Origin of the sequence: Janthinobacterium svalbardense (genome assembly GCF_002327145.1) — a bacterium.
Classification (GTDB): Bacteria; Pseudomonadota; Gammaproteobacteria; order Burkholderiales; family Burkholderiaceae_D; genus Janthinobacterium; species Janthinobacterium tructae.
On sequence record NZ_CP023422.1, the window covers coordinates 3,372,248 to 3,395,559 of the forward strand.

The 23,312-nt window shown below is 61.2% G+C and carries 21 protein-coding genes; 11 read left to right on the forward strand and 10 right to left on the reverse strand.

Annotation, left to right across the window (positions count from 1 at the left end):
* Positions 1-6: 6 nt before the first annotated feature.
* From CNX70_RS14950 to CNX70_RS14960, 3 genes are read left to right on the forward strand one after another with little or no spacing between them, the layout of a single operon-like run.
* A complete protein-coding gene (locus CNX70_RS14950; RefSeq protein WP_096235326.1) occupies positions 7-636 on the forward strand; it encodes a hypothetical protein in 630 nt (209 codons plus the stop codon).
* Positions 633-1,352, forward strand: coding sequence for a toxin-antitoxin system YwqK family antitoxin (locus tag CNX70_RS14955; protein WP_167389668.1), 720 nt, complete (start codon positions 633-635; stop codon positions 1,350-1,352). Before CNX70_RS14950 ends, CNX70_RS14955 begins: the two co-directional genes overlap by 4 nt.
* On the forward strand, positions 1,337-2,698 hold the full coding sequence (locus CNX70_RS14960; RefSeq protein WP_096235328.1) for a toxin-antitoxin system YwqK family antitoxin: 1,362 nt from the start codon (positions 1,337-1,339) through the stop codon (positions 2,696-2,698). Before CNX70_RS14955 ends, CNX70_RS14960 begins: the two co-directional genes overlap by 16 nt.
* Positions 2,699-2,958: 260 nt before the next feature.
* On the opposite strand, the gene CNX70_RS14965 is transcribed toward CNX70_RS14960, so the two are convergent.
* From CNX70_RS14965 to nadB, 5 genes are all read right to left on the reverse strand, one after another.
* Complete coding sequence (locus CNX70_RS14965; RefSeq protein ID WP_096235329.1) at positions 2,959-3,261, reverse strand: hypothetical protein; 303 nt, start codon at positions 3,259-3,261, stop codon at positions 2,959-2,961.
* 60 nt (positions 3,262-3,321) lie between these two features.
* Positions 3,322-3,846, reverse strand: a complete 525-nt coding sequence (locus CNX70_RS14970; protein ID WP_096235330.1) for a hypothetical protein — start codon at positions 3,844-3,846, stop codon at positions 3,322-3,324.
* A 120-nt stretch (positions 3,847-3,966) separates the two neighbouring features.
* Entirely contained in the window at positions 3,967-4,377 is a 411-nt protein-coding gene (locus CNX70_RS14975; RefSeq protein WP_096235331.1) for a GNAT family N-acetyltransferase, read from the reverse strand.
* 292 nt (positions 4,378-4,669) lie between these two features.
* Positions 4,670-5,749: a hypothetical protein gene (locus CNX70_RS14980; RefSeq protein ID WP_096235332.1), complete on the reverse strand. Its 1,080-nt coding sequence runs from the start codon at positions 5,747-5,749 to the stop codon at positions 4,670-4,672.
* A 431-nt stretch (positions 5,750-6,180) separates the two neighbouring features.
* On the reverse strand, positions 6,181-7,794 hold the full coding sequence (nadB, locus tag CNX70_RS14985) for an L-aspartate oxidase (RefSeq protein ID WP_096235333.1): 1,614 nt from the start codon (positions 7,792-7,794) through the stop codon (positions 6,181-6,183).
* A 167-nt stretch (positions 7,795-7,961) separates the two neighbouring features.
* On the opposite strand from nadB, the gene CNX70_RS14990 reads away from it, so the two are divergent.
* The 7 genes from CNX70_RS14990 (at position 7,962) to CNX70_RS15020 (ending at position 17,604) form a co-directional block, all read left to right on the forward strand.
* Positions 7,962-9,350 (forward strand): TIGR03013 family XrtA/PEP-CTERM system glycosyltransferase, encoded by a 1,389-nt coding sequence (locus CNX70_RS14990; protein ID WP_096235334.1) that lies wholly within the window; start codon positions 7,962-7,964, stop codon positions 9,348-9,350.
* A complete protein-coding gene (gene prsK / locus CNX70_RS14995) occupies positions 9,347-11,398 on the forward strand; it encodes an XrtA/PEP-CTERM system histidine kinase PrsK (protein ID WP_096235335.1) in 2,052 nt (683 codons plus the stop codon). Before CNX70_RS14990 ends, prsK begins: the two co-directional genes overlap by 4 nt.
* 12 nt (positions 11,399-11,410) lie before the next feature.
* Positions 11,411-12,766, forward strand: a complete 1,356-nt coding sequence (gene prsR, locus CNX70_RS15000) for a PEP-CTERM-box response regulator transcription factor (RefSeq protein ID WP_096235336.1) — start codon at positions 11,411-11,413, stop codon at positions 12,764-12,766.
* 118 nt (positions 12,767-12,884) lie between these two features.
* Positions 12,885-13,784 (forward strand): hypothetical protein, encoded by a 900-nt coding sequence (locus tag CNX70_RS15005; RefSeq protein ID WP_096235337.1) that lies wholly within the window; start codon positions 12,885-12,887, stop codon positions 13,782-13,784.
* Between the two features lie 206 nt (positions 13,785-13,990).
* Complete coding sequence (locus CNX70_RS15010; protein WP_096235338.1) at positions 13,991-14,560, forward strand: DUF1439 domain-containing protein; 570 nt, start codon at positions 13,991-13,993, stop codon at positions 14,558-14,560.
* A 108-nt stretch (positions 14,561-14,668) separates the two neighbouring features.
* Entirely contained in the window at positions 14,669-15,439 is a 771-nt protein-coding gene (locus tag CNX70_RS15015) for a hypothetical protein (RefSeq protein WP_096235339.1), read from the forward strand.
* Positions 15,440-15,558: 119 nt separating this feature from the next.
* Positions 15,559-17,604: a M13 family metallopeptidase gene (locus tag CNX70_RS15020; RefSeq protein ID WP_096235340.1), complete on the forward strand. Its 2,046-nt coding sequence runs from the start codon at positions 15,559-15,561 to the stop codon at positions 17,602-17,604.
* A 42-nt stretch (positions 17,605-17,646) separates the two neighbouring features.
* On the opposite strand, the gene fdx is transcribed toward CNX70_RS15020, so the two are convergent.
* The 5 genes from fdx to lpxO form a co-directional block, all read right to left on the reverse strand.
* Positions 17,647-17,979 (reverse strand): ISC system 2Fe-2S type ferredoxin, encoded by a 333-nt coding sequence (gene fdx, locus CNX70_RS15025; protein ID WP_096235341.1) that lies wholly within the window; start codon positions 17,977-17,979, stop codon positions 17,647-17,649.
* Positions 17,980-18,039: 60 nt separating this feature from the next.
* Positions 18,040-18,438 carry a DUF6331 family protein gene (locus tag CNX70_RS15030; RefSeq protein ID WP_096235342.1) on the reverse strand — a complete coding sequence of 133 codons (399 nt, stop codon included), beginning with the start codon at positions 18,436-18,438 and terminating at the stop codon, positions 18,040-18,042.
* Between the two features lie 85 nt (positions 18,439-18,523).
* Positions 18,524-20,863 carry a glucose/quinate/shikimate family membrane-bound PQQ-dependent dehydrogenase gene (locus CNX70_RS15035; protein WP_208624566.1) on the reverse strand — a complete coding sequence of 780 codons (2,340 nt, stop codon included), beginning with the start codon at positions 20,861-20,863 and terminating at the stop codon, positions 18,524-18,526.
* A gap of 255 nt (positions 20,864-21,118) precedes the next feature.
* Positions 21,119-21,574 (reverse strand): MarR family winged helix-turn-helix transcriptional regulator, encoded by a 456-nt coding sequence (locus CNX70_RS15040; RefSeq protein ID WP_096235343.1) that lies wholly within the window; start codon positions 21,572-21,574, stop codon positions 21,119-21,121.
* Between the two features lie 141 nt (positions 21,575-21,715).
* A complete protein-coding gene (gene lpxO / locus CNX70_RS15045; RefSeq protein WP_096235344.1) occupies positions 21,716-22,615 on the reverse strand; it encodes a lipid A hydroxylase LpxO in 900 nt (299 codons plus the stop codon).
* Positions 22,616-22,760: 145 nt separating this feature from the next.
* Between lpxO and CNX70_RS15050 the strand changes: the two genes are divergently transcribed.
* Positions 22,761-23,186 carry a hotdog fold thioesterase gene (locus CNX70_RS15050; RefSeq protein WP_096235345.1) on the forward strand — a complete coding sequence of 142 codons (426 nt, stop codon included), beginning with the start codon at positions 22,761-22,763 and terminating at the stop codon, positions 23,184-23,186.
* Positions 23,187-23,312 lie beyond the last annotated feature (126 nt).

Here is a 23,312-nt window from a genome sequence, read left to right on the forward strand (position 1 = left end):
AAAAGCATGAAAACCCGATTCACAGGCGCGCTGCTGGGCGCCGCCTTGCTTTACCCGGCGATGGCCCAGGCCGAGATCGTGCAGCGTCAGGTGCTCACGGCTATGGCGGCCGAACGCGATAGCGAGGGCGGCGATGTGTTCAGTATTGCGGGCACGACGGCCTGCGGCGGAAAGCAGATACGCATGGATGCCCGTTCGGTCAGGCTGGACGAGGCGCCGTACGAGGCGCTGAAAGCCGAGCTGGCCCGGCACATCCGCAACAGGACGCCCATGCTCGTCAGCCTGGACAAGTGTCCGGTGGATGGAACCGTGCCCATCGTGCGCCAGATCGCCGTCTGCACGCCAGCCACCTGCGCCGATGGCCGGGCGCGGCTGTACCTGAACGAAAATTTCTTCCCCATCGAGCAGAAAAAGGCGCCGAATATGCTGCTGTTGCCTCTGCCAAAAGGCAAGCAGCCTGGCACGTGGAAGGTGGCGATTGTCAGCGTGGCCGGCCACAAGCTGCAGCTGTCCGGCCAGGTCAAGCGCGCCGATTATGAGTGGAGCGAATTGGTGGGGGGTATGTCACATATTACCCGAATGGCAAGATCGAAAAACAGGTGGCGCAGGATGGGCGGGGCAGCGAGGATGGCTTGAGCAGCAGCTATTATCCCGATGGCACGCTGAAATCACGTGGCGACTGGCGCCATGGCTTGCCCGAAGGCGAACACCAGTTCTATCACGCCACGGGCAAGCTGCGCGAGGCGACGGTCTACCGCGACGGCAAGCAAGTCGACGGCGCCGTGCAGACCTTCGACAAGAATGGCAAGCTCAGCACTAGCTATACCTTGCGCGACGAGAGTATCGAAGACGAGCTGCTCACCTATTTCCCTAATGGAAAGGTTTCCAGTCGCTCGGAAACGAAGCGGGGCAAGTCGAATGGCTTGACGACCAATTACTACCCCAATGGCGCCGTGCGCAGCACCATGACGGAGGTCAACAATTTACCCACGGGCGAGGCGCTGGAGTTCTATCCTGACGGTAAGGTGCAAACGCGCCAGCAGTATGGCGACAAGGGCGGGCTGCTCAGCGTGCAGCGCTACAGCCCCAAGGGCGTGCTGGTGCTGGAACGACGCTGGGATGCGAAATTGCGCGAGCAGGGCACGTCGCGCTCGTGGTACGAAAGCGGCAAGCCCGAGCATTCCATCGACTATGTGAATGACGAGCGCGACGGCTGGCGCCGCAGCTGGCGCGAGGATGGCAGTTTGCAAAGCGAATGCCGGTATGTGGCCGGCAAGGCCCAGGGCGACTGCGGCGAAGCGCCGCCAGCGCGGGAATTGTTGCGCAAGGAGCAGGCATGGCGCGCACTTTGAAACATTTGTTTGGCGCCATGCTGCTGTTGCCGGCGCTGGCCCACGCCGAAATCGTGCAGCGCCAGGTGATCAAGGCAATCCAGGCCGCGCCCGGCAGCGGCGATGTGCTGACGGTTGCCGACGACACGGGCTGCGGCGGCAGGCAGCTGCGCATGGATGCTGCATCGCTAGGATTGAGCGAGGAGCAGTATGGTGTCATGAAGGCCGAGCTGGCCAACATGATACGCGACAGGAACCCCTTGCTCGTGCGCCTGCGTGCCTGCCCGGCGCCAGACCATGCCGGCGCCGATGCCATCCCCGTCATCCACATGCTGCGCGGCTGCGATGAGCACTGTGCCGACGGCAAGGCCCGTTTATATCTGAACCACAACCTGTCGCGCGGCGAGGTCATGGAGCAGGCGCGCTACGCGCTGGTCCTGCCGCTGCCGCCCGGCAAGACGCCGGGCACCTGGCAAGTCGAGATCTATCATGTGCGCGAAGGCGAACCGAAGCGGCTGATTGGCCAGGTTAACGATCCCGATTACCTGAGGGGCAAGCTGGTGGGCAACTACAGCATGTATTACCCGCACGGACAGGTCGAGATGCAGGTGGAGCGCGATGGGCGCAGCGTGCAGCAGGGTATGCAGACCCTGTATTACCCGGACGGCAAGGTTTCCATGCGCAACACGTGGCGCAATGGCGTGCAGGAGGGCGAGGAGCAGTCTTATCAGCAAAGTGGCAAGCCCATCGAGTCGCGCACCTACCGCAACGGCGCCCGCGCCGACAGCCTGGTCGAAACTTTCGCTGAAAATGGCAAGCTGCGCACGCGCATGACCCAGGTCAAGGGCCAGACGGAGGGCGAGCTGCTGCTGTTCTATCCGGATGGCACCGTGGAAAGCCGCAGCCTGTATGTGAACGGCATCCAGACGGGGCCGAGCACCAGCTATTTCCCGGATGGCAAGGTGCAGCGCACCGCCACCTACGTTGACGGCAAGCCCGCTGGCGAGAGCGTCGAATATTATCCGGACGGTAAAGTGGCCAGCAAGCGCACGCATAGCGACCATTATGTGTTGCGCAGCGAACAGCGCTTCAGCCGGGCCGGCGTCTTGCTCGTGCACAAGCAGTGGAACGCGGGCGGGCGCGAGGAGGGCGCCTTGCGTTCATGGTACGCCGATGGCAAGCCTCGGCAACTGATCGAATACGTGGATAGCGAACGCCAGGGCTGGACGCGGCATTGGCGTGCAGATGGCGGCCTGGAGAGCGAATGCCGCTATGTGGCGGACGAGCCCCAGGGCGCATGCACTGGCGACTCGGCCAAGATCTCATACACGGAAGATGGGATCGAGTTTGACATGCCGGAACCGTGAACAGGGAAAGTCATTGCCGTTCGATCACTGATGCGTGGCTAGCCTTTTTGCGAGGCATGTACCGGTACTGGAGCGACACTGGATGGCGTCCAGAGCTCGTCCGGTTCCAGCACCGTGCCCGTGGCGTCATTTCGAATATAAATATCGTTGTCGGCCCGGACTGGACCTTGGCGCATGGCTGTTTACTCCGAGCACGGCCTTTTGTGGTTTACAGCTTTCGCCTGCGGATTCAATCGGTGGTCGCAACACTCTAACCTAGGTCAGGCTTCCAGAGGCTTGCCGTCGATGAGTACGCGAAATCGCTCACCTGAAAACCCCGCCCGGTGGCTACCGTAAATGGCCTTTCCGATAGACTCATACCATTTGGAATCGGTGGCCTCGACAGAAACGGTCATGTCCGAGTTTTCGGCGCAGATTTTCTCAAGAGCTTCCGCGACCTCACTTGTTGAGCGTAGTGTGACACCATTCAAGTCTACGCCGTCATTGTCGGAAATTCGCAATACAACTAGATTTTCCAAATCGATGCTCCAAAAATAAAAGAGGTGATGCTTCAGTTCTTGCATTGGCGAACTGCGGCAGATGGGCCGCTATCGGACGCTCGTCAAGCTTTCAATATAGCTGATCTAACCCATAAACGTATAAACAACAATCCCGGATGTTGGCACAACAAGTACCGTCCCATTTTTATACCGTCTATAGAAAGCCCCCTTTTTACGAAGAGCAGCGTAAATGACGTTATGCAACTCAGCTCTTATCCAAGTGCATCCAAGGGATGCAGCCCAGTCACTTTCTGGAATTAAGTCAGCGGTATAGGGTGTTTCCTGCCAAACACCGAATCTACCACTTGTGTCCACACTTAGAACGTCGTCAACACCATCATTCAACGCCGTTATACCCGCTACGCTGAGCTTTTCTTTCGCCTTGACCGTCAGCTCAAATATCGCCGCTCCACAACCACTACGCACATTCCACGTGCTCCCCGAGTCGATCAGGCTCGCCACCTCCACTTCAGGCGGTATATGTTGCCGGTATGAGTCGTTTCTCCAGCAGATATAGGAGTCGAAGAGCAAATAAGTAGGCAACAAGATTGCCGCAACCGCCACTAAATAAATGAGCGGCTTCCGAATTGGGTTTTCGATGCCATCCAAATTCCTTTTTCCTAGTCTAAGGTCAGCTACTTGCTGGTTGCCGTTGCTGGCAGGTGCCGCCCCACAAGAGACATACGATTTTCTCCGCAACTGACGTTCAGCGATGGCTTGAACGACTGGTCAGGTGGCTGCATTGAATTGCATGCCAGGCGAATCTTCCGGTCGTGAGGAAAATCCAAGTTTTTCGTAGAATATTGCCTTGCCTTTGGCGCTGAAAAGCTGGACATCTGAAATGCCAGCGTCGCGACAATCGTCAAGAATTGAACTGAGCAAAGCTGTTCCGATTCCTTGATGTTGAAATTCGGGGTGAACAATCATCTCGGTGACAAACGCATGCAAGCGACCATCCGAAATGACACGCACAAAACCAACAAGTTGGCCGCCAAAATAGGCTGATCGCGAACACCAAGAGCCGTTAAGTGAATCTTGATAGAACGCAGTCCCGCGTGAAATTGGCCCCCAGCCAGTCGTGTCGTACAGTGCCTTAAACGTCTCGGCGCATGGCTGATCGGATGTGTAGTTAATATTCATAGGCTAGATTGCACAATACGGTTCCGCTGGATGTTGCCACTGCTTCATTGAATTTCGCTTGTGCCCGACTGACCATCCTCTCCCGGCGCACTTCGTTCAGTGCAGTATATGAGAAAGCGTGAATAGGTCTGTTTCTGGCCGCCAGCGACCCACCAGCATAACGAATTATCAAGCGAGAAAAGTCACGCATTGTCACGTCAACGTGACTGGCTGCTTCTGGCCGGTTGCATCGTTGCCAAGTACCGCCTAAAGCAGACATCGCCCCGGAGTCTGCAACTCGCTGGCACATGGGTCAGATTAGCACCTTCAGTGGTGTTGCATTAGCCGAGACCACAGCAGCTTTCCCCATTTGGAAATGCAGATGAAGTTCCCTTAACCGCGCAGAAATCATTTCCTGCACAAGTTTTCTCGTTGGCCTTGACGGAGTTTCTGCCGCAGCCTGTACGACGTCGATTGCGAGGCTTAGCGTTCGCGCAGCGAACATCGCATGCTTCAAAACGGTCTCGTGCTTAGTTGCTGCCACCATTGAAAACGCTTTGTCAAGTGGTAGCAGATCCTGGCCGCTGCGCCATTTGCGCAGACGGCCATCTGGAATCGAGCCATGTGCGGTCGGGTCTGCGTCAAGCCCTACCGTCAGCTCCCAGTCGTGCTTTAGGCCTTGGGACAGTTTTACCAATTCCATCCAGTTGCCGATCGGGTGGAGCTCCGGCGATGCAAGCTTTAATAGCGAAGCTGTGTCGAAATGATCGGATGCATTTAAGCGGCAGAGCACTTCCGATAGCAATACTGCCCCCAGCATTGCTTGCAATAGGCGGTCAACGAAGCTATATGCATCTTGGGAGAGTACGACCGCTTGAGCAGTCCACCACACGTGGGCGTCGTCGAGTACATCACTTCCGCAGCAAGGACACCTAACTGTTCCGACTGTCGCTGCTTGATAGGCGCGGAGAAAAACACCCTCCAGAACTTGGAACAGGCCGACGTATGCTGGCAGTAAAGGACCATCCGGCACCCCATGGGCAAACGAGCGCAGTGTCGCCTCGTCGGTCTGCGAGACAAGTAGGAGTAGCGCCACCGTCGTCGCTGTTGGCTCATGGGTGCCGCGCAAAAAATGTTCGAGATTCTTGAATTGGTTTCCGAACGCCTTGCGCAGCTGCTCTTGGTGGCTGCCGCCCTCCAGAAGATGTACGAGAAAATCGGGATCAGGAGGCTTCGCGATATCGGGTCGCAGACCTAGGGCGGTAGCGAAATGACTGAGCGGGCGCAATAGTTTAAGCGGCGCGAACGCTACCTGCAGCGAGTCAACAAGCGGCAGCTCCGTCAGTCGACTCGATACTGTGGTCGACTCCTTGATGTTGGACAGCTTTTCCATGTAGCGGTACGCAGACCTGTCTTGAAACGTTCAGAATAGTGTCACGCCTTCCATCCAGGGCGGCTCATCTGATAGCTATATCTCAACTAAAAGGATTTTTGAAATGACAGCTAGCAAATCATCTGGTCGTGGTCCTGTCACCAACGGCCCAAGTCAAACGGGCGAAATTTCTGGGAAGAATCGCGGCAATCATCCGCCGAAAACGCCGCCGGTCGCACCAAAGCCCAAGTCAAAATAAGTTACTAACCGGGCGCTGTCTGCATACTCAGAGCTGCCAGCGCTGTCCATCGCCCAAAGCGATCTCGCAATTTATGGCGCGAAGCCAAGTCCCTAGCTGCGAACGTCTGTTTTTGGCCCGATAGCGGAACACCGTAATGACTCATCGCACGATGTGCCTGCTTTCAGTATCAGCAGGCGGTCGTGTTTGTTGTCTACCTGTGCGGCGGCGTCAGCACGCTGGCGATGGCCTTCGGCAACGTTTCCGGATAGTCTCGGCTGAAGTGCAAGCCGCGGCTTTCGCGGCGGGACAGGGCGCTGTTGACGATCATCGAGGCCACGTCGACCAGATTGCGCAATTCCAGCAAGTCGTGCGTGATGCGGAAGTTGCGGTAGTACTCGTCGATTTCCTCTTTCAACAGGGCGATGCGGTGCTGGGCGCGCTCCAGGCGCTTCGTCGTGCGCACGATGCCCACGTAATTCCACATGAAGCGGCGCAGCTCGTCCCAATTGTGGGAAATCACCACTTCCTCGTCCGCATCGGTGACGCGGCTTTCATCCCAGTCGGGCAGATATGGGGTGCCAAGTTTTTCCTTGCTTTCGATGTCTTGCGCGCAGGCGCGGCCGATGACGATGCATTCGAGCAAGGAATTGCTGGCCAGGCGGTTCGCGCCATGCAGACCCGTGCACGCCGTCTCGCCCACCGCATACAGGCCCGGCAAGTCGGCGCGGCCCGCCAGATCCGTCACCACGCCGCCGCACGTGTAGTGGGCGGCGGGCACGATGGGGATAGGCTGCTTGGTGATGTCGATGCCCAGTTCCAGGCAGCGCGCGTAGATGGTGGGAAAGTGCTCGATGAGGAATGCGGCCGGCTTGTGGCTGATGTCCAGGTGCACGTAGTCGAGGCCGCGCTTCTTGATCTCGAAGTCGATGGCGCGCGCCACCACGTCGCGAGGCGCCAGTTCGGCCCGCTCATCGTGGGCCAGCATGAAGCGCGTGCCCGCTGCCGCGCCCGCTTCGGGCGGCAGTTTCAGCAAGCCCCCTTCACCACGGATGGCTTCGGTGATCAGGAAAGACTTGGCATACGGGTGGTACAGGCAAGTCGGGTGGAACTGGATGAATTCCATGTTCGACACGCGGCAGCCGGCGCGCCAGGCCATGGCGATGCCGTCGCCGCTGGCCGTGTCGGGATTCGTTGTATATAAATACACTTTGCCGGCGCCGCCCGTGGCCAGCACGGTATGCTCGGCGGCAAAGGTGTGCACCTTGCCCGTTTGCTCATCCTGCACGTACAGGCCGTGGCAATGCGGTTGCGCGTTGCGCTGGGTCGGCTTCATGCCCAGCTTGTCCGAGGTGATCAGGTCGATGGCGCAATGGTGTTCGAACAGGCTGATGTTCGGATGGGCGCGCACCTTTTCTTCCAGGGTCACTTGCACGGCGTGCCCGGTGGCGTCGGCCGCGTGGATGATGCGGCGCTGGCTGTGTCCACCTTCGCGGGTCAAATGAAAACCCAGCTCGGCCGAGGCATCGCGCGTAAATGGCACGCCTTGCTCGATCAGCCATTCGATGGCTTCGCGGCCGTGCTCGACGATGTAGCGCGTGGCGCTCTCGTCGCACAGGCCGCCGCCCGCGATCAGGGTGTCTTCGATGTGCTGCTGGTGGCTGTCGCCCGAGTCCAGCACGGCCGCGATCCCGCCCTGCGCCCAGTTGCTGGCGCCATCGAGCAGCGCGCGTTTGGAAATGATCGCGACAGTGCGCGTCTCAGCTAAATGCAGTGCAACCGATAAACCCGCCAGGCCACTGCCGACAATCGCTACATCAAATTTCATGACATTCATCTCTTTTAGGGGAAGCATACTATATGCCATTTCCCCTCATTCGGTAATGTGTTGAGATAAATTATGCCAGCGAAAGATAGCTGGGGCCGTAGCTTGTGGCGCATCAATGTCTTCGCGGAACAGTCCGCCATCATGGCAAGACAGCCGCAGGAGGAACCATGATCCGCATCTTCAGCCATTATGTCTCGAAAACAGCATTTATTCTGCTGTTGCTGGAAATCCTGATCCTGCTGCTGTCGGCCACCCTGACCTCAATGCTGTGGCTGGCGGACGGCAGCCGCGTGCTGCGCGTGGGCGAGATTTACCTGTCGTCCACCATCTTTGCGCTGGTCATCGTGCTGAGCATGAGCGCGCTGGGCATGTACCAGCACCGCTCGCGCGAAGACATCCGCAACACGCTATTGCGCATCCTGCCGTCGTTCGCGCTGGGCTTTGCCGTGCTCAGCGTCTTGATCCGCTTCGTCCCGTCCTTGCATTTCGGGCGCGGCAGCGTGCTGATCTTCGGCCTGGGTGCCATCGGCGTGCTGCTGGCGCGCCTGGTGGTGTTCAAATCCTCGCAATCGGCGCTGATGGAAGGCCGGCTGATCCTGGTGGGCGGCGGGGCGCTGGCGCGCGAGTGCATGGACTTGGCAGCGAGCAAGATCGGTTTCCACCAGTTTACGGTCGTCGGCTGCATTGATGTGGCGGGAGAGCAATGCTGCGTACCGGCCTCTGCCTTGTTGCCGGCCGAACCGTCGCTGCTGGCCATGGCCCAGCGCCATGCGGCGCATGAGATCGTCGTGTCCGTCAGCGACCGGCGCAATGGTGCGTTTCCTGCCAAGCAACTATTGGAATGCGCGCTGGGCGGCGTCAGGGTGATCGACGCGGCCACGTTTTTCGAGCGCGAAGCGTGCCAGATCCGCATCGATTCCTTGCAACCGAGCTATCTGATCTATGGCGGCGGCTTCGACCAGAGTTTTTTTCGCGCCGCCTCGAAGCGTTTGTTCGACCTGGCGGCCAGCAGCATCATCTGCCTGGCCGCGCTGCCCGTGATGCTGGCGACGGCCATGTGCATCCGCCTGGAAGACGGCGGGCCCGTGTTTTACCAGCAAGAGCGGGTGGGGCGCGACGGCTTGCCCTTCAATGTGCTGAAATTTCGCAGCATGCGCTGCGATGCCGAGCGCGACGGCAAGCCCATCTGGGCGCAGACCAACGATGCGCGCATCACGCGCGTGGGTAATGTCATTCGCAAGCTGCGCATCGACGAGCTGCCGCAGATGCTCAATGTGTTTCGCGGCGAAATGAGTTTTGTGGGGCCGCGCCCCGAGCGCGCCTATTTTGTCGAGCAACTCAAGCAGCAGGTGCCGTACTACAACATCCGTCACAGCATCAAGCCGGGCATCACGGGCCTGGCGCAAGTGCGCTACCAGTATGGCGCCTCCGTCGACGATGCCGTCAAGAAGCTGCAATACGATTTGTATTATGTGAAAAATAACAGCCTGTTCCTCGACTTGCTGATCCTGCTCGACACGGTGCAGGTGGTGCTGTTTGGCAAGGGCAGCCGATGATGCGGGAACAGTCGGCCTGGCTGGCGGCGGCCGACGCGGCGGCGCTCAGCCATGGCTTGGCGTCGCTGGCCTTCTTCGTGCTGGCGCTGCTGCTCATCAGCAACTGGCGTGCGCGGCAAAATGTGCGCGCCTTGCTGGTGGCGTGCCTGGCGACGGGCGGCTGGGCCACGGGCACAGTGGTGCTGGTGCTGCTGGGGCAGCGCATCGCGCTGGCCGGCGATGCGCTGGAACTGCTGCGCACACTGGCCTGGCTGATCTTCTTGCTGCTGCTGCTCGAACCGTCGCGGCCCCGCTTGCGCCTGCTGCTGGCCGGCATCGTCCTCACGGCGCTGGCGCCCGCGTTGTCAGCACTGGCCTCGTCGTGGCTGGCGCTGCCTTTGCCAGCGCGCATCATCGCCAGCGTCAGCCGTTTGCTGCTGGCCGTGCTGGGCATGCTGCTGGTGGAACAGTGGTACCGCAATACGCCGCCCCTGAAACGCTGGGGCATCAAGTTCGCCTGCCTGGGCGTGGGCGGCTTGTTCGCCTACGATTTTTATCTGTACAGCGATGCCTTGCTGTTTCGCGCGATCAACGACGACATCTGGGCCGCGCGCGGCATCGTCGACGCCCTGTGCGCGCCGCTGCTGGCCGTTTCGGCGGCGCGCAATCCGGGCTGGGCGCTGGGCCTGTCCGTCTCGCGCCAGATGCTGTACCGCTCGGCCGCCTTGCTGGGCTCGGCGATCTATCTGCTGGCCATGGCGGCCAGCGCTTATTATTTGCGCTATTTCGGCGGCACCTGGGGTTCCTTGATGCAGATGGCTTACCTGGGCGGGGCGGCCTTGCTGCTGGCGGGCGTGCTGTTTTCCGGCAGCTTGCGCGCCAAGCTCAAGGTCAGCATCAATAAACATTTTTACAATGCCATCTTCGATTACCGTGAAGAATGGCTGCGTTTTACGCGGGCCTTGTCAGAAGATGGCCCGGCTCTGGGCGAACGCACGATACAGGCCATGGCGCAGCTGGTGGAAAGCCGCGCCGGCGCGCTGTGGATCTTGCGCGAGCAGGGGCAGTTTGTCCCGGCCGCCAGCTGGAACTGGCCACCGAGTACATGGAGCGAGCCCGCGTCCGGGCCCCTGTGCCAATTCCTGGAGGCAAGACTATGGGTGATCGACGTGCCCGACTGCCAGCACAACCCGCTCCAGTACGGCGGCTTGCAGTTGCCGCCCGCGCTGCTGGCGCTGCCCGACGTGTGGCTGCTGGTGCCGCTGATGCTGCATGGCCAGTTGTTCGCCTTTGTCGCGCTGGCGCGGCCCCGCACGCGTATCGGCCTGAACTGGGAAATCCGCGATGTGCTGAAAATTGCCGGCAGCCAGGCCGCCAGCTACCTGGCGCACCGCGAATCGCTCGACACCCTGACGGTGGCGCGCCAGTTCGATTCGTTCAACCGCATGTCCACTTTTATCGTGCATGACCTCAAAAACCTGGTGTTTCAATTATCCCTTTTATTGAGCAATGCGGAAAAGCACCGCGCCAATCCCGCGTTCCAGGAAGACATGCTGGGTACGTTAGAGCATTCCGTGCAGAAAATGAAGACCTTGCTGCAAAAGCTCGCGCGCGGCGAGGCGCCGGAAGCGCCGGCGCCGCTGCAGCTCGACGGCTTGCTGCGCCAGGCCGTGGCCGCCAAGGCCAGCCTGGCGCCCGCGCCCCGGCTGGAAATCGTCGATGGCGAGCTGACGGTACTGGCCAACCGCGCACGCCTGGAAAGAGTGCTCGGTCATTTGATCCAGAACGCCATCGAGGCGACGGCCAGCGACGGCACGGTGGACGTGCGGCTGCGGCGCGTACAGCATACGGCCGTGGTCGAACTCGACGATACGGGGCAGGGCATGAGCGAGCAATTCATCCGCGAGCGCCTGTTCAAGCCGTTCGACACGACCAAGACGGCGGGCATGGGCATCGGCGTGTTCGAAAGCCGCGAATACCTGCGCGAAGTGGGCGGCAGCCTGGAAGTGCGCAGCGAGCCGCAAGTGGGCACGACGTTTCGCGTGATCCTGCCGCTGCATGCGGCATAGCAAGGGAGTGCCATGGGCAAACAAAAACTGCTGGTCATCGAAGACGATCCCGGCCTGCAAAAGCAGCTGCACTGGAGTTTTGACGGCTATGACGTCTTGCTGGCGGGCGAGCGCGAAACGGCGCTGGCGCTGGTGCGGCGCCACCAGCCGGCCGTGGTGACGATGGACCTGGGCTTGCCGCCCGACCCGGACGGTGCCACGGAAGGGCTGGCCACCCTGCAGCAGATCCTCGCGCTGGCGCCGGACACGAAAGTCATCATTCTATCGGGCAACCAGGAGCGCGCGCATGCCTTGAAAGCGATTGCCCTGGGCGCCTACGATTTCCACCAGAAGCCGTTCGAGGCCGACATGCTGGGCCTGGTCATCGCCCGCGCGTTTTATTTGCACGCGATGCAGCAGGAAAACCGCCGCATGCTGCAGACGCAGGCGGACTCGCCCTTGGCGGGCATCGTCAGCCGCGACCCCGGCATGCTGAAACTGTGCCGCAGCGTGGAAAAAGTGGCGCCCTCGTCGGCCAGCGTGATGCTGCTGGGCGACTCGGGCAGCGGCAAGGAGCTGATTGCGCGGGGCTTGCATGCGCTGTCGAGCCGTCAAGCACAGCGATTCGTCGCCATCAATTGCGCGGCGATTCCCGAAAACCTGCTGGAAAGCGAGCTCTTCGGCTATGAGCGGGGGGCATTTACGGGCGCGGCGCGGCAAACCCTGGGCAAGATCGAACTGGCCCACGGCGGCACTTTCTTTCTCGACGAGGTCGGCGACATGCCGATGGCCTTGCAGGCAAAACTGCTTCGCTTCCTGCAGGAAAGAGTCATCGAAAGGGTGGGCGGGCGCACCGAGATCGCCGTCGACGTGCGCATCGTCTGCGCCACGCACCAGGACTTGAAGATGCTGGCGGAGCAGGGACGTTTCCGCGAAGACCTGTTTTACCGCCTCAGCGAAATCGTCTTGCGCATTCCGCCCCTGCGCGAGCGGGCCGGGGATGCGGCTTTGCTGGCCCACCATTTCAAGAACAAGTTCTGCGCCAGCGAAGGACGCAGCAACCTGCATTTCAGCGCCGGCGCGCTGCAGCTGATCGAAAGCTATGGCTGGCCCGGTAATGTGCGCGAGGTGGAAAACTGCATCAGGCGCGCTGTCATCATGAGCGACGGGCCGCAGATCGCCGCCGACGACCTGGGTTTGCCCGCCAGCGCCCAGGCGGCGCCCGTGGACGAGGCCATCAACCTGCGCCAGGCCCGCGAAGCGGCCGAATACAAGGTGATGGTGCGCGCGCTGGCGCGGGCCGACGGCAATATCGCCAAGGCAGCTGAACTGCTGGGCGTGAGCCGGCCCACCCTGTACGACCTGATGGGGCATCACGGCATCAAGTAGGCAGGTAAATAAGTAGGTGTATTAAAAACCAAGATTGTGTATGGCGTCGCACATACGCGGCGGCGCCGGCGCGGCATGCTTCTCTCAGCAACTTAATCAAGTCAACAGGGAGAATTTCATGCAAGCTACACAACTGTCCGCGTCGGACCTGAACAATCCGGGCGTGTCCTGGGGCGCCGTGCTGGCGGGTGCCGCCGCGGCGGCCGCCTTGTCCTTTATCCTGCTGATCCTCGGCGTGGGCCTGGGCCTGTCGTCCGTGTCGCCGTGGTCGTTCAATGCCACGGCCATCGGCGTGTCGACCATCGCCTGGCTGGCCTTCATGCAGCTGGCCGCGTCCGGCATCGGCGGCTACCTGGCGGGCCGTCTGCGCGTGAAATGGAGTTCCATCCACACGGATGAGGTGCATTTCCGCGATACGGCGCACGGCTTGCTGGCCTGGGCCGTGGCCACCCTGGTCACCGTGGCCGTGCTGGCCGGCGGCACGCGCGCCGTGCTCAGCGGCGCCATCGATGCGGGCAGCGGCGTGGCGGCGGCAGTGTCCCCGGCCGCAGCGGCGGGGGCCGGTGCGGCGGGTGCGAAGGCGGGCGAGGGCAGCGCCAATCCGCTCGATTATTTCTCGGACATGCTGCTGCGCGCTGCACCAGCGCCCGAGGCGGGTGGCACGCTCGCCGACCAGCGCGTGGAAATCGGCAAGATCTTCGCAACAAGCCTGTCCACGGGCAGCCTGGCAGCCGATGACCGCGCCTACCTGGGCCAGGTCGTGGCCAGCCGCACGGGCTTGACGCAGGCTGAAGCGGAAGCGCGGGTCGACGCCGTCTACGCCCGCGCCGCCAAGGCCGCCGCCGATGCGAAGGCGAAAGCACAACAAGCGGCCGACACGGCTCGCAAAGCCGGCGCCCACACGGCCCTGTGGATGTTCGTCGCCTTGCTGCTCGGTGCGTTCGTCGCCAGCCTGGCGGCAACGTTCGGCGGCCGCCAGCGCGACCATGAACGCGTGCTGCGCCACGTGACCATTTAAATCATCCATTTCAATTTAGGAGACTGCCATGCGTTCCATCCTCTTGCTGCTGCTGGGCATCCCATTGCCCATCGTCATACTGATCGCCCTGTTCGTGCATTAATAAGACGTTGACGTAAAAAACGGCGCCCGCCGCAAGCCGGGCGCCGTTTGTGTTGAAGCAGGCGCATGTGTAAGATGGCGCCATCTTTCCACCGAGACTATCCATGAATGTGACCGCCATCCGTCCCTTGCTGAAAACCGCCGCCATCGCCGCTTTTGCGTGCACCATGCTGGCCTCGTGTTCCACCCTGATCGGTCCGCGCGACGTGAATGTGTCGCTGAGCAAGATGCAGCAAGGCCTGGAGCGCCGCTTTCCCATCGACAAGCGTGTGCTGTCCGTGCTGGACGTCAAGCTGACGCATCCGCAGTTGTCGCTGCAGCCCGAGCGCGAAAGAGTCGCCCTCAGCGTGGACGCCAGCGTCTTGCCACCGTTCATACGCCAGAGCTGGCGCGGTAGCCTGGCGATGTCAGGCCGCCTGGTGCTCGACGCCCAGCGCAATGCCGTCTACCTGAGCGAAGCGAGCGTGGACAAGGTCAGCATCGAGGGCATGGACGAGTCGCAGCAACGCCAGTTCGCCAAGGTGGCCAGCCTGGTGGCCGACCAGCTCATGCATGAAACGCCGATCTACACCTTCAAGCCCGACGAATTGCGCTATGCGGGCGTGCAATTCGTGCCGACGCAGATCAGGACGACGGGCAACGGGCTGACGGTGACGTTCGAGCCGGTGAAGTGACGGCATAGCCGAGGCGGATCCCCTGGCATTGCCTTGGTCAAGTACGGTCACTTATAGTGCTATAGTAATATTTACTTAAATAGTAATATTTGACTGTATGGGACGGTGATGATGAACATCAGCACGGCAGGTATACGATCTGGGGCACTGTCTGCCGCGGAAGGGAGCAAGACGTCAGCGGACAAGGTTGCCGCCCAGCAGGCGCCGGCCGGCGCTGGCGCCGTGGCCGACGAGGTCGTGATCTCGACCCTGGCCGGGCGTCTGTCGGCGGCCTCGACGGCCACCAGCGCCACCATCCGGGGCTACGACCACGCCACGCTGGGCGCGTGGGTGAATGACAATACCACTGACATCCTGTATCCGCTGGACGCCGAACACAAGGCAGCGGCCGCCAAACAGGTGCCGCAACCAAATGACGCGGCCGCGGCAAAGTCGGCCGCCGCCGCGACGGCGTTTGTCGACAGGAAGGGCCCCAATCCGTTTGCGGGCTTGTCGCGCGAGCAATTGTCCACCATTTCGAACGATGACAGCGGCACATTCACCATCAACGAGCGGCGCGCCGCCTTTACGCAGGCGTATCAGGAAGAAGAGGCCTGGCGCACCCAGGTCGTGGCGCAAGCCATGCAGGAATACAATACCACCGGCAAGATGACCAGTTTCTTCAAGTCGGTGCTGGCGCATTTCAATACATTGCCGCAGCTGGAACAGTCGCAATATCCGGCCAATTATGCGAGCGACCTGGAAGACAAGATCAAGCTCGATTTTAATTATTTCAATCACGCGGCCGGCGATGGCGGGCCAACGCCGGGTTCGCTTGCAGACCTGCTGAAAAATCAGGATAAAAAAGGCCTGGATCTGTTTGATCTGCTGATCCGCTGATCTCCGGGATTGTTCAACTGTCATTGTTGCGCGGCAGGCTGGCGGACTATAATCCGGCCTCGCATGCCTGGACACAGCATGTTCCCCAACATGAAGTTAAAACAATTAAAGGAATCTTCGTGAAACGTTCACTCATCAGCGCCGCCTGCTGCGCCTTGCTCGCCTTGTCTTCGCCGTCGCTGTACGCCCAAGCTACCAATGCTACCGCGCCCGTCTCCGGCATCGACCTGAAAACCCTGGATCCGGCAGTGAGCCCCCGGGATGATTTCTACGGCTACGTCAACGGCGTCTGGACCCGCAATACGGATATCCCGGCCGACAAATCCGTCTGGGGCACGTATATCGAATTGCGCGAAATCGCCCAGGGCCAGTTGCGCGGCCTGATCGATGCTACCGTCAAGAACCCCGGCAAGCCCGGCAGCGAAGCGCACAAGATCGCCGACCTGTACACGAGTTTCATGAATGACAAGGCGCGCAATGCGGCCGGCTTCAAGCCCCTGCGCGCCGAACTGGCCCGCGTCGCCGCCGTCAAGGACAAGAAGGACTTGCCGGCGCTGTTCGCCTACCTGCAGGGCAATGGCGTTGCGACGCCGTTTTCCGCCTATGTGGCGCCCGATGCGCAAGACCCGGAGCGCTACACGGTCAACATCAGCCAGTCCGGCCTGGGCTTGCCTGACCGCGATTATTACCTGAAGGAGGACGACGCCAAGCTGCAAGCCGTGCGCGCCAAGTACCTCAAGCATATCGAAACCATGCTGGCCATGAGCGGTGACAAGGCCGCTGCCGAGCACGCGGCGCAAATTCTCGACATCGAAACGCGTTTGGCGGCAGTGCAGTGGACGCGCGTGCAGATGCGCGACCCCGTCAAATCGTACAACCGCGTCGATTTCGACAAATTCAGCGCACTGGCGCCGGCCTTCGACTGGAACGCCTACTTTGCCGCCGCTGGCCTGGCGAAAAAGGAAACCTCGGCCGTGGTGCGCCAGCCCAGCTTCATGACAGGGTTTTCCGAGACCGTGGCCGCCGTGCCGCTGGCATCGTGGAAGAGCTATCTGAACTGGCGCATCATCGAAAGCTATGCTTCCTACCTGGACGGCGCTACCGTCAAGGAGCGCTTCGCCTTCGACGGCACGGTGCTGCGCGGCGTGCCGCAAAGCGAACCGCAGTGGCAACTGGCGCTGCGCTTCACGGATAACGCCATCAGCGACGCCGTCGGCAAGCGCTACGTGGACATGTATCTGCCGCCGGAAACAAAGCCGCGCGTGATGGCCATGTTCGACAATTTCGTCGCCTCGTTCAAGGATGGCATCGAGCAGCTCGACTGGATGGGCCCGGAAACCAAGAAGGAAGCCCAGCTCAAGCTGGCAGCCTTGAAGCCGAAGATCGCCTACCCGGATACCTGGCGCGACTACAGCAGCATGCAGACGCGGCCGAATGACCTGATCGCCAACGTGCGCGCCGCGCGCGCCTGGAGTCGCCAGCAAAACCTGGGCAAGCTGGGCAAACCGGTCGACCGCGACGAATGGTCGATGACGCCGCAAACCGTCAACGCCAGCTACAGTCCGGCCCTGAATGCCATCACGATCCCGGCCGCCATCTTGCAGCCGCCATTCTTCAACGTGAAAGCGGAAGATGCCGTCAATTATGGCTTGCTGGGCATCACCTTCGGTCATGAAATCAGCCATGCCTTCGACGATTCCGGCAGCCAATATGATGCCAAGGGCCGTCTGCGCAACTGGTGGACGGCAGAGGACCGCACGGCCTTCAAGGCGCTGGCCGCCGGGCTGGTCAAACAATATGGCGCCTACAGCCCAGTACCTGGCTATCACATCAATGGCGAACTGACCCTGGGTGAAAACATCGGCGACAATTCCGGCCTGTCGATCACTTACAAGGCGTACCAGCGTTCCTTGCACGGCAAGCCATCGCCCGTCATCGATGGCTTGACGGGTGAACAGCGCCTGTACATCGGCTTTGCGCAGAAGTGGCGCGCCAAACTGCGTCCCGAGGCGGCCATCGCGCAGATCAAGAGCGACCCGCATTCGCCGGGCGAATTTCGCGCCAAGGGCACGGTCAAAAACCAGCCCGGCTTCTATGAAGCGTTCGGCATCAAGCCGGGCGACCCGATGTATCTGCCGCCCGAGCAGCGCGTGATCATGTGGTAAGCATGGTCAGGTAAGCAGGCCGCCAGGCAAGCACGCCGGGGACTATTCCTTGGCGTGGTTGATGGTGTACTTGGGCAGCTCCACCGTCAGGTCTTCCTGCGCAAGGCGTGCCTGGCACGACAGGCGCGAGTGGGGCTGCAAACCCCAAGCCTGGTCGAGCATGTCTTCTTCATTGTCGCCCAGCTCGTTGAGCGAGTCGAAACCCTGCAGCACGACCACGTGGCAGGTGGAACAGGCGCCCACCTGGCCGCAGGCATGTTCTATATCTATTTTGTTGTGCTGCAATGCATCGCAAATGCTCATGTTCTCCGGCGCGTCGAACACGGCGCCGTCGGGAGCCAGCTCGGGATGGGGCAGGACGGTGATTTTTGGCATGCGGGATTCTCCTTGAGTTCCTTGAATACCGTTACCTTGGACCTTCCCGCCTTGGCAAGGTCAAGCCCCTGCGCGATCCGCTGCGACGATGCACTCGTCCAGATGCCCGAGCAATTGCAGGAACACGCGTTTATCGGCAAAGTGATTCATCGAGGCGCTCGTCAATACATCGCTGGCCACCGCCGCTACGGCAGCCTTGGCCGCGACGCAAGCGGCATGCATGTGCGCGCGATCCAGTTCCCGCAGCGCCGTAGCGACACCTTCGCGCGTGAAATCGTAGGCATCCATGCCACAGCAGCCGGCCACGCAATGCGTTTCCAGGCGGCAGATCAGCGGCCATAGCCCATCGAGCAAGGCATCGATGTCGGTGGCCTGGTCGTAGCGGCCTGCGATGTCGATGTATTCGATCCAGGCGTCGTCGGCGATCTGGATATCGTACTGGCGGTCGCGTTGGGTCATCTTTCAACTTTTTTTCTGGTGAGTGGCATCGCATTATAAAAAAAACCGCCCGAAGGCGGTTTTCTACAGGTGATGGCGCTGGCGCTTATTTCTTGTCGGGCAGGGCGTAAGCAAGCACGTAGTCGCCGCGGTCCGGCGACTGGCGCGCACCGCCGGCGCTGACGACGATGTATTGCTTGCCCGTTTTCGGCGAGATATACGTCATCGGGCCGGACTGGCTGCCCACGGGCAGGCGCTGCTTCCAGATTTCCTTGCCGGTGGCGCTGTCAAAGGCGCGCAGGTAGAAGTCTTGCGTGCCGGCGAAGAACAGCAGGCCCGATTGCGTCGACATCGACGCACCCAGGGTCGGCATGCCGATGGGAATCGGCATTTTCATGCGGATGCCCATCGGACCCGTATCCTGCACTGTGCCGACCGGTACTTGCCATACCAGCTTGCGGGTTTTCAGGTCGATGGCCGACATGGTGCCGAACGGCGGTTTCTGGCACGGAATGCCCGCTTTCGACAGGAAACGTTCGCGCATGGCGCCGAACGGCGTGCCTTCCTGCGGCACGACGCCCATTTCGATGCCGCTGGCACCCTTGGGAATAGCAGCGCGCGGGATCATGTAGTTGGCCAGGCCCAAACGCATGTCGTTGACAAACATGTAGTTGGTGGTCGGGTCGACGGAGACGCTGCCCCAGTTCATGCCGCCCAGCGAACCCGGGAACTGCAGCGAACGGTCCAGGCCTGGCGGCGTGTAGACGCCTTCGTGGCGCATGCCCTTGAATTCGATGCGGCACAGCAATTGGTCAAACACCGTGCCGCCCCACATGTCGGACTCGTGCAAGGTGGCGTTGCCGATCGACGGCATGCCGACCGAGAACGGCTGCGTGGGTGAATAGCGCTCGCCGGGCACGTTGCCTTGCGGTACGGGACGTTCTTCCACGGGGGCGATGGGCTGGCCCGTCACGCGGTTGATGAGGAAGATTTCGCCTTGTTTCGTCACTTGCGCCAGCGCGGGCAGGGTGCCGCCTTTGCCGTCAGGAATGTCATACAGCAGGGGCTGGGCCGGCAAGTCGAAATCCCACAGGTCGTGGTGGGTGGTCTGGAAGGTCCAGCGCACCTGGCCCGTTTTGGCGTTGACGGCGACGATGGACGAGCTGTATTTGTCGTCCAGGGCCGTGCGCGTGCCGCCGAAGAAGTCGGGCGTCGCATTACCGGTCGGCAGGTAGATGGTGTCCAGCTGGGCGTCATACGACATGGCCGACCACACGTTGGGCGTGCCGCGCGTGTAAGTCTGGCCTTGTGGTGGCAGTTTTGTGATGGCGGCGTTGCCCGGATCCCAGGCCCACACCAGTTCGCCGCTGCGCACGTTAAACGCGCGCACCACGCCCGGCGGCTCGCCGGTGGAGAAATTATCGGCCACGCGGCCGCCGACGACGACCAGGTCGCCCGCGATCAGTGGCGTCGAAGTCTGTTGGTAGTAGCCGGGCTTGACTTCGCCCATGCCCACTTTCAGGTCGACGATGCCACGCTCGCCAAAATCGGCGCAAGGCTCACCCGTTGCCGTGTCGAGCGCGATCAGGCGCGCATCGATGGTCGGCAGCAAGATGCGCTTGCTGCAGGCAGCCGGGGCGGCGTCGCTGGCGGCGTTGGCCGACAGCGATTGCGCGGCGGACGCATCATGGTAGCCCAGGCCGCGGCAGCGTTGCCAGTTTGGCGCTGAGCCTTTCGGATCGTATTTCCAGCGCTGGGCGCCCGTATCGGCGTCCAGCGCCACGACCTTGCCGTAGGCCGTACAGACGTACAGGGTATCGCCCACTTGCAATGGCGTGTTCTGGTCTTCCGCGCCGGAACCAGTGCTTTGCGGGATGTCGCCCGTGTGCGCCGTCCAGGCCAGCTTCAGCTGGCTGACGTTGCCCTTGTTGATCTGGTCCAGGGCGGCGAAGCGGTTGCCTGCCGTGGTATTACCCCAGTGCAGCCAGTTTTTTTGTTCCGCGCCCGGGGCGACGGGTATGACGCCCGCCACAACATCGGCTTCGATGACGGACTTGGGCAAGAAGAAATTGACGCCCGTGATGGCCAGGCAGATGGCGATCAGTCCCGCCAGAGCGAAGGCGGCTTTGCCAGCCGGCACACCGGTGGCACGGCGCAGGCCAGGATAGGCGAGGGCGACAAGCAGGGCCAGCACGCCGAAGACAAACAGGCGCGACACCAGAGGCCAGAAGTTCCAGCCCGCGTCGATGGGGGCCCAGATCAGGGCAACGATAAAGGCGGCGCCGAACAGCAGGGCGCCGGCCGGCTTGCTACGCCAGACGAGTACGCCAGAGGCGAACGTGGCGATGCCCATCGGCAGGTAAAACCAACTGCCGCCCAGGTACGCGAGATACGCTCCGCCGATGGCGAGGAAGAGGCCGGACAAAACCAGCAGCACGGCTGGCAGGTAGCGTAGCGGCGACGCAGTTTGACTCGGCGTTGCAGGTGTGGATGAACTGGTAGGGTTCACAGGAATTCCTTTTTATTGTAGGCCGGGCGGCCAGGCGCCGTCCGGTGATGCTGAATAACCAAGTCTCGGCGTTCTTGCCGGACAAGCGCGAGAGCGTGCAGGCAGGCAGGGCGGGCGTGGAATGGCTGTGCCGGCAAGATACGAACCTGCTGCGATCGACGCCATCCCCGCGCACGCCCGCTGGCGGGACGCTCAGCCCGAGTTTGGCGTCGTGGTCTTGCTGTCGAGATTGGCGATGATGCGGCTGAGCATGGCCAGCAAGGCGCGTTCTTCCTCGGCGCTGAAACCGGCAAGGGCTTCGCGGTTGCCGGCATGGATCGCTTCCTTGATCAGGGGCGACTGCTGCAATGCGGCCGGGGTAAGGCCGAACAGGCTGCTGCGTCCATCGCTGGGATCGGGTTGGCGGCTGACCAGGCCGTCACGTTCCATGCGTGCCAGGGTGGCTGCCATGGTTGGCTGCTCGACGGCAGCGGCGATCGTCAATGCTTTCTGTGTCAGCTGCGCGCCATTCGCCAGTTCGTAAAACACGGGCAACTGGCCCGGTGCCATGCCGATCAGCTTGAGCTTGCGCTCGATAACCCTGGCAAACAGGCGCGCAGCCCGGCTGGTCATATGGCCGGCGGACTGCTTTTTCTGAAAGTCGATCATGGGACTCTCCCGGTTGAAACAATATAGCATGCTATCATAATTTCGATAAGCATAGCAGGCTATGCATTTTTTCCAGATACCAGAAACGCAAAAAACCGCCCGAAGGCGGTTTTATTCCGTGGCAATGCACGCGGCAGGCGTCTAGATAAAATAGATCAGCGCAATGATGCCGACCACCAACGCCACGCGGGTGAGCTGGTAGGCCGTCTTGTTCCACGCCTTGAAGCGGCGGCGGTACTGGCCCATGGTCCAGGAAATCTGGAACAGTTTACTCACGCCGCCCACCTGGTCGCCCAGTTCGTTGGGCGAGGCGGCGGCCGTCATCAGGGTGCGGCCCAGCCAGCGGTTCAAGCCTTGCGCCCAGCGGTAGCGCATCGGGCGCTCGATGTCGCAGAACAGGATGATGCGGTCGCTGTCGGCATCGTTGCGGGCCCAGTGGATATACGTTTCATCGAACATCACGGCCTGGCCGTCGCGCCAGCTGTGGCGTTCGCCATCGACGTCGATGAAGCAGCGGTCGTCGTTCGGCGTCTGCAAGCCCAGGTGGTAGCGCAGGGAACCGGCGAACGGGTCACGGTGCGGGTTGAGTTTGCCGCCTTGCGGCAGTTCCGCGAACATGGCCGCCTTGATCGACGGAATCGATTGCAGCAGCGCATAGGTTTGCGGGCACATCTGCTGCGCCGACGGGTGATTCGCGTCATACCATTTCAGGTAGAAACGCTTCCAGCCATATTTGAAGAAGGAGTTGAAACCCACGTCATTGTTCTTTTCCGCTGCCTTGATCTTTTTCATTTCCTGCATGCGCAGCGCTTCATCGCGGATGATATGCCAGTTCTGCTGCAGCGGCGCCAGTTCCGGAAATTGATCGACGGAAAGATATGGCGTGGCCGGCACCTTGGAAAAGGTGTGCATGAACAGGTTCAGCGGCGCCATGAACGAGGAGTGATCGAAGATCTGGCGGCGAAACGGCAGGCGTACCTTGCCACGGAAATGAATATGTAAAACAGAAAACACAAAAATGCCCAGCAAGGCCCACTTCATACACAACCTCGTTTTTTTAAGAATGGGGCAATTATAACCAGTTAATGTCCGTGCCACCCCGTGCCACGGTGAAGGAACGATGAAGCAGCGCGTGCGCGCCGGCTGCCCTACAATGGTTTTTTCTCTACACATATCCGAGGTCATCATGGAAATCTGGCACGCACCGCTCGACCTGGCCACGCTCAACGCCGCCAGCGAGGGCACGGCCATGCGCCACCTGGGCATCGTCTTCACGGCCTTCGGCCCCGACTGGATCGAGGCGACCATGCCCGTCGACCACCGCACCATGCAGCCGTTCAAGCTGCTGCATGGCGGCGCTTCCGTTTTGCTGGCCGAAACCCTGGGCAGCATGGCTGCGAATGCCTGCCTGGATCATCGCCGCCATGTCAGTGTGGGGCAGGAAATCAACGCCAACCACGTGCGCGGCGTGCGCGGCGGCCACGTGACGGGGCGCGCCACGCCGATCCACCGGGGCCGCAGCAGCCAGGTCTGGGAAATCCGCATCGTCGACGAGGACGGCAAACTGTGCTGCATTTCGCGCATCACCATGGCCGTCATCGACGCTCCTTGACTTGCATCAAAGCATTAAAAGTGAGCGCGTGGAATCATCCATAACGCTGTTCGCTTATAATTCAGTGTGCTGTTGTATGGCGTGGGGTGTCTTCCACACGCCTGCATTGCCCGACATTAGAAGCTG

Coding starts and splice junctions, on each gene's coding strand:
- CNX70_RS14950 (WP_096235326.1), top strand. CDS start 7: ATGAAAACCCGATTCACAGGCGCGCTGCTGGGCGCCGCCTTGCTTTAC.
- CNX70_RS14960 (WP_096235328.1), top strand. CDS start 1,337: ATGGCGCGCACTTTGAAACATTTGTTTGGCGCCATGCTGCTGTTGCCG.
- CNX70_RS14965 (WP_096235329.1), bottom strand. CDS start 3,261: ATGCAAGAACTGAAGCATCACCTCTTTTATTTTTGGAGCATCGATTTG.
- CNX70_RS14975 (WP_096235331.1), bottom strand. CDS start 4,377: ATGAATATTAACTACACATCCGATCAGCCATGCGCCGAGACGTTTAAG.
- CNX70_RS14980 (WP_096235332.1), bottom strand. CDS start 5,749: ATGGAAAAGCTGTCCAACATCAAGGAGTCGACCACAGTATCGAGTCGA.
- nadB (WP_096235333.1), bottom strand. CDS start 7,794: ATGAAATTTGATGTAGCGATTGTCGGCAGTGGCCTGGCGGGTTTATCG.
- CNX70_RS14990 (WP_096235334.1), top strand. CDS start 7,962: ATGATCCGCATCTTCAGCCATTATGTCTCGAAAACAGCATTTATTCTG.
- prsK (WP_096235335.1), top strand. CDS start 9,347: ATGATGCGGGAACAGTCGGCCTGGCTGGCGGCGGCCGACGCGGCGGCG.
- prsR (WP_096235336.1), top strand. CDS start 11,411: ATGGGCAAACAAAAACTGCTGGTCATCGAAGACGATCCCGGCCTGCAA.
- CNX70_RS15005 (WP_096235337.1), top strand. CDS start 12,885: ATGCAAGCTACACAACTGTCCGCGTCGGACCTGAACAATCCGGGCGTG.
- CNX70_RS15010 (WP_096235338.1), top strand. CDS start 13,991: ATGAATGTGACCGCCATCCGTCCCTTGCTGAAAACCGCCGCCATCGCC.
- CNX70_RS15015 (WP_096235339.1), top strand. CDS start 14,669: ATGATGAACATCAGCACGGCAGGTATACGATCTGGGGCACTGTCTGCC.
- fdx (WP_096235341.1), bottom strand. CDS start 17,979: ATGCCAAAAATCACCGTCCTGCCCCATCCCGAGCTGGCTCCCGACGGC.
- CNX70_RS15030 (WP_096235342.1), bottom strand. CDS start 18,438: ATGACCCAACGCGACCGCCAGTACGATATCCAGATCGCCGACGACGCC.
- CNX70_RS15040 (WP_096235343.1), bottom strand. CDS start 21,574: ATGATCGACTTTCAGAAAAAGCAGTCCGCCGGCCATATGACCAGCCGG.
- lpxO (WP_096235344.1), bottom strand. CDS start 22,615: ATGAAGTGGGCCTTGCTGGGCATTTTTGTGTTTTCTGTTTTACATATT.
- CNX70_RS15050 (WP_096235345.1), top strand. CDS start 22,761: ATGGAAATCTGGCACGCACCGCTCGACCTGGCCACGCTCAACGCCGCC.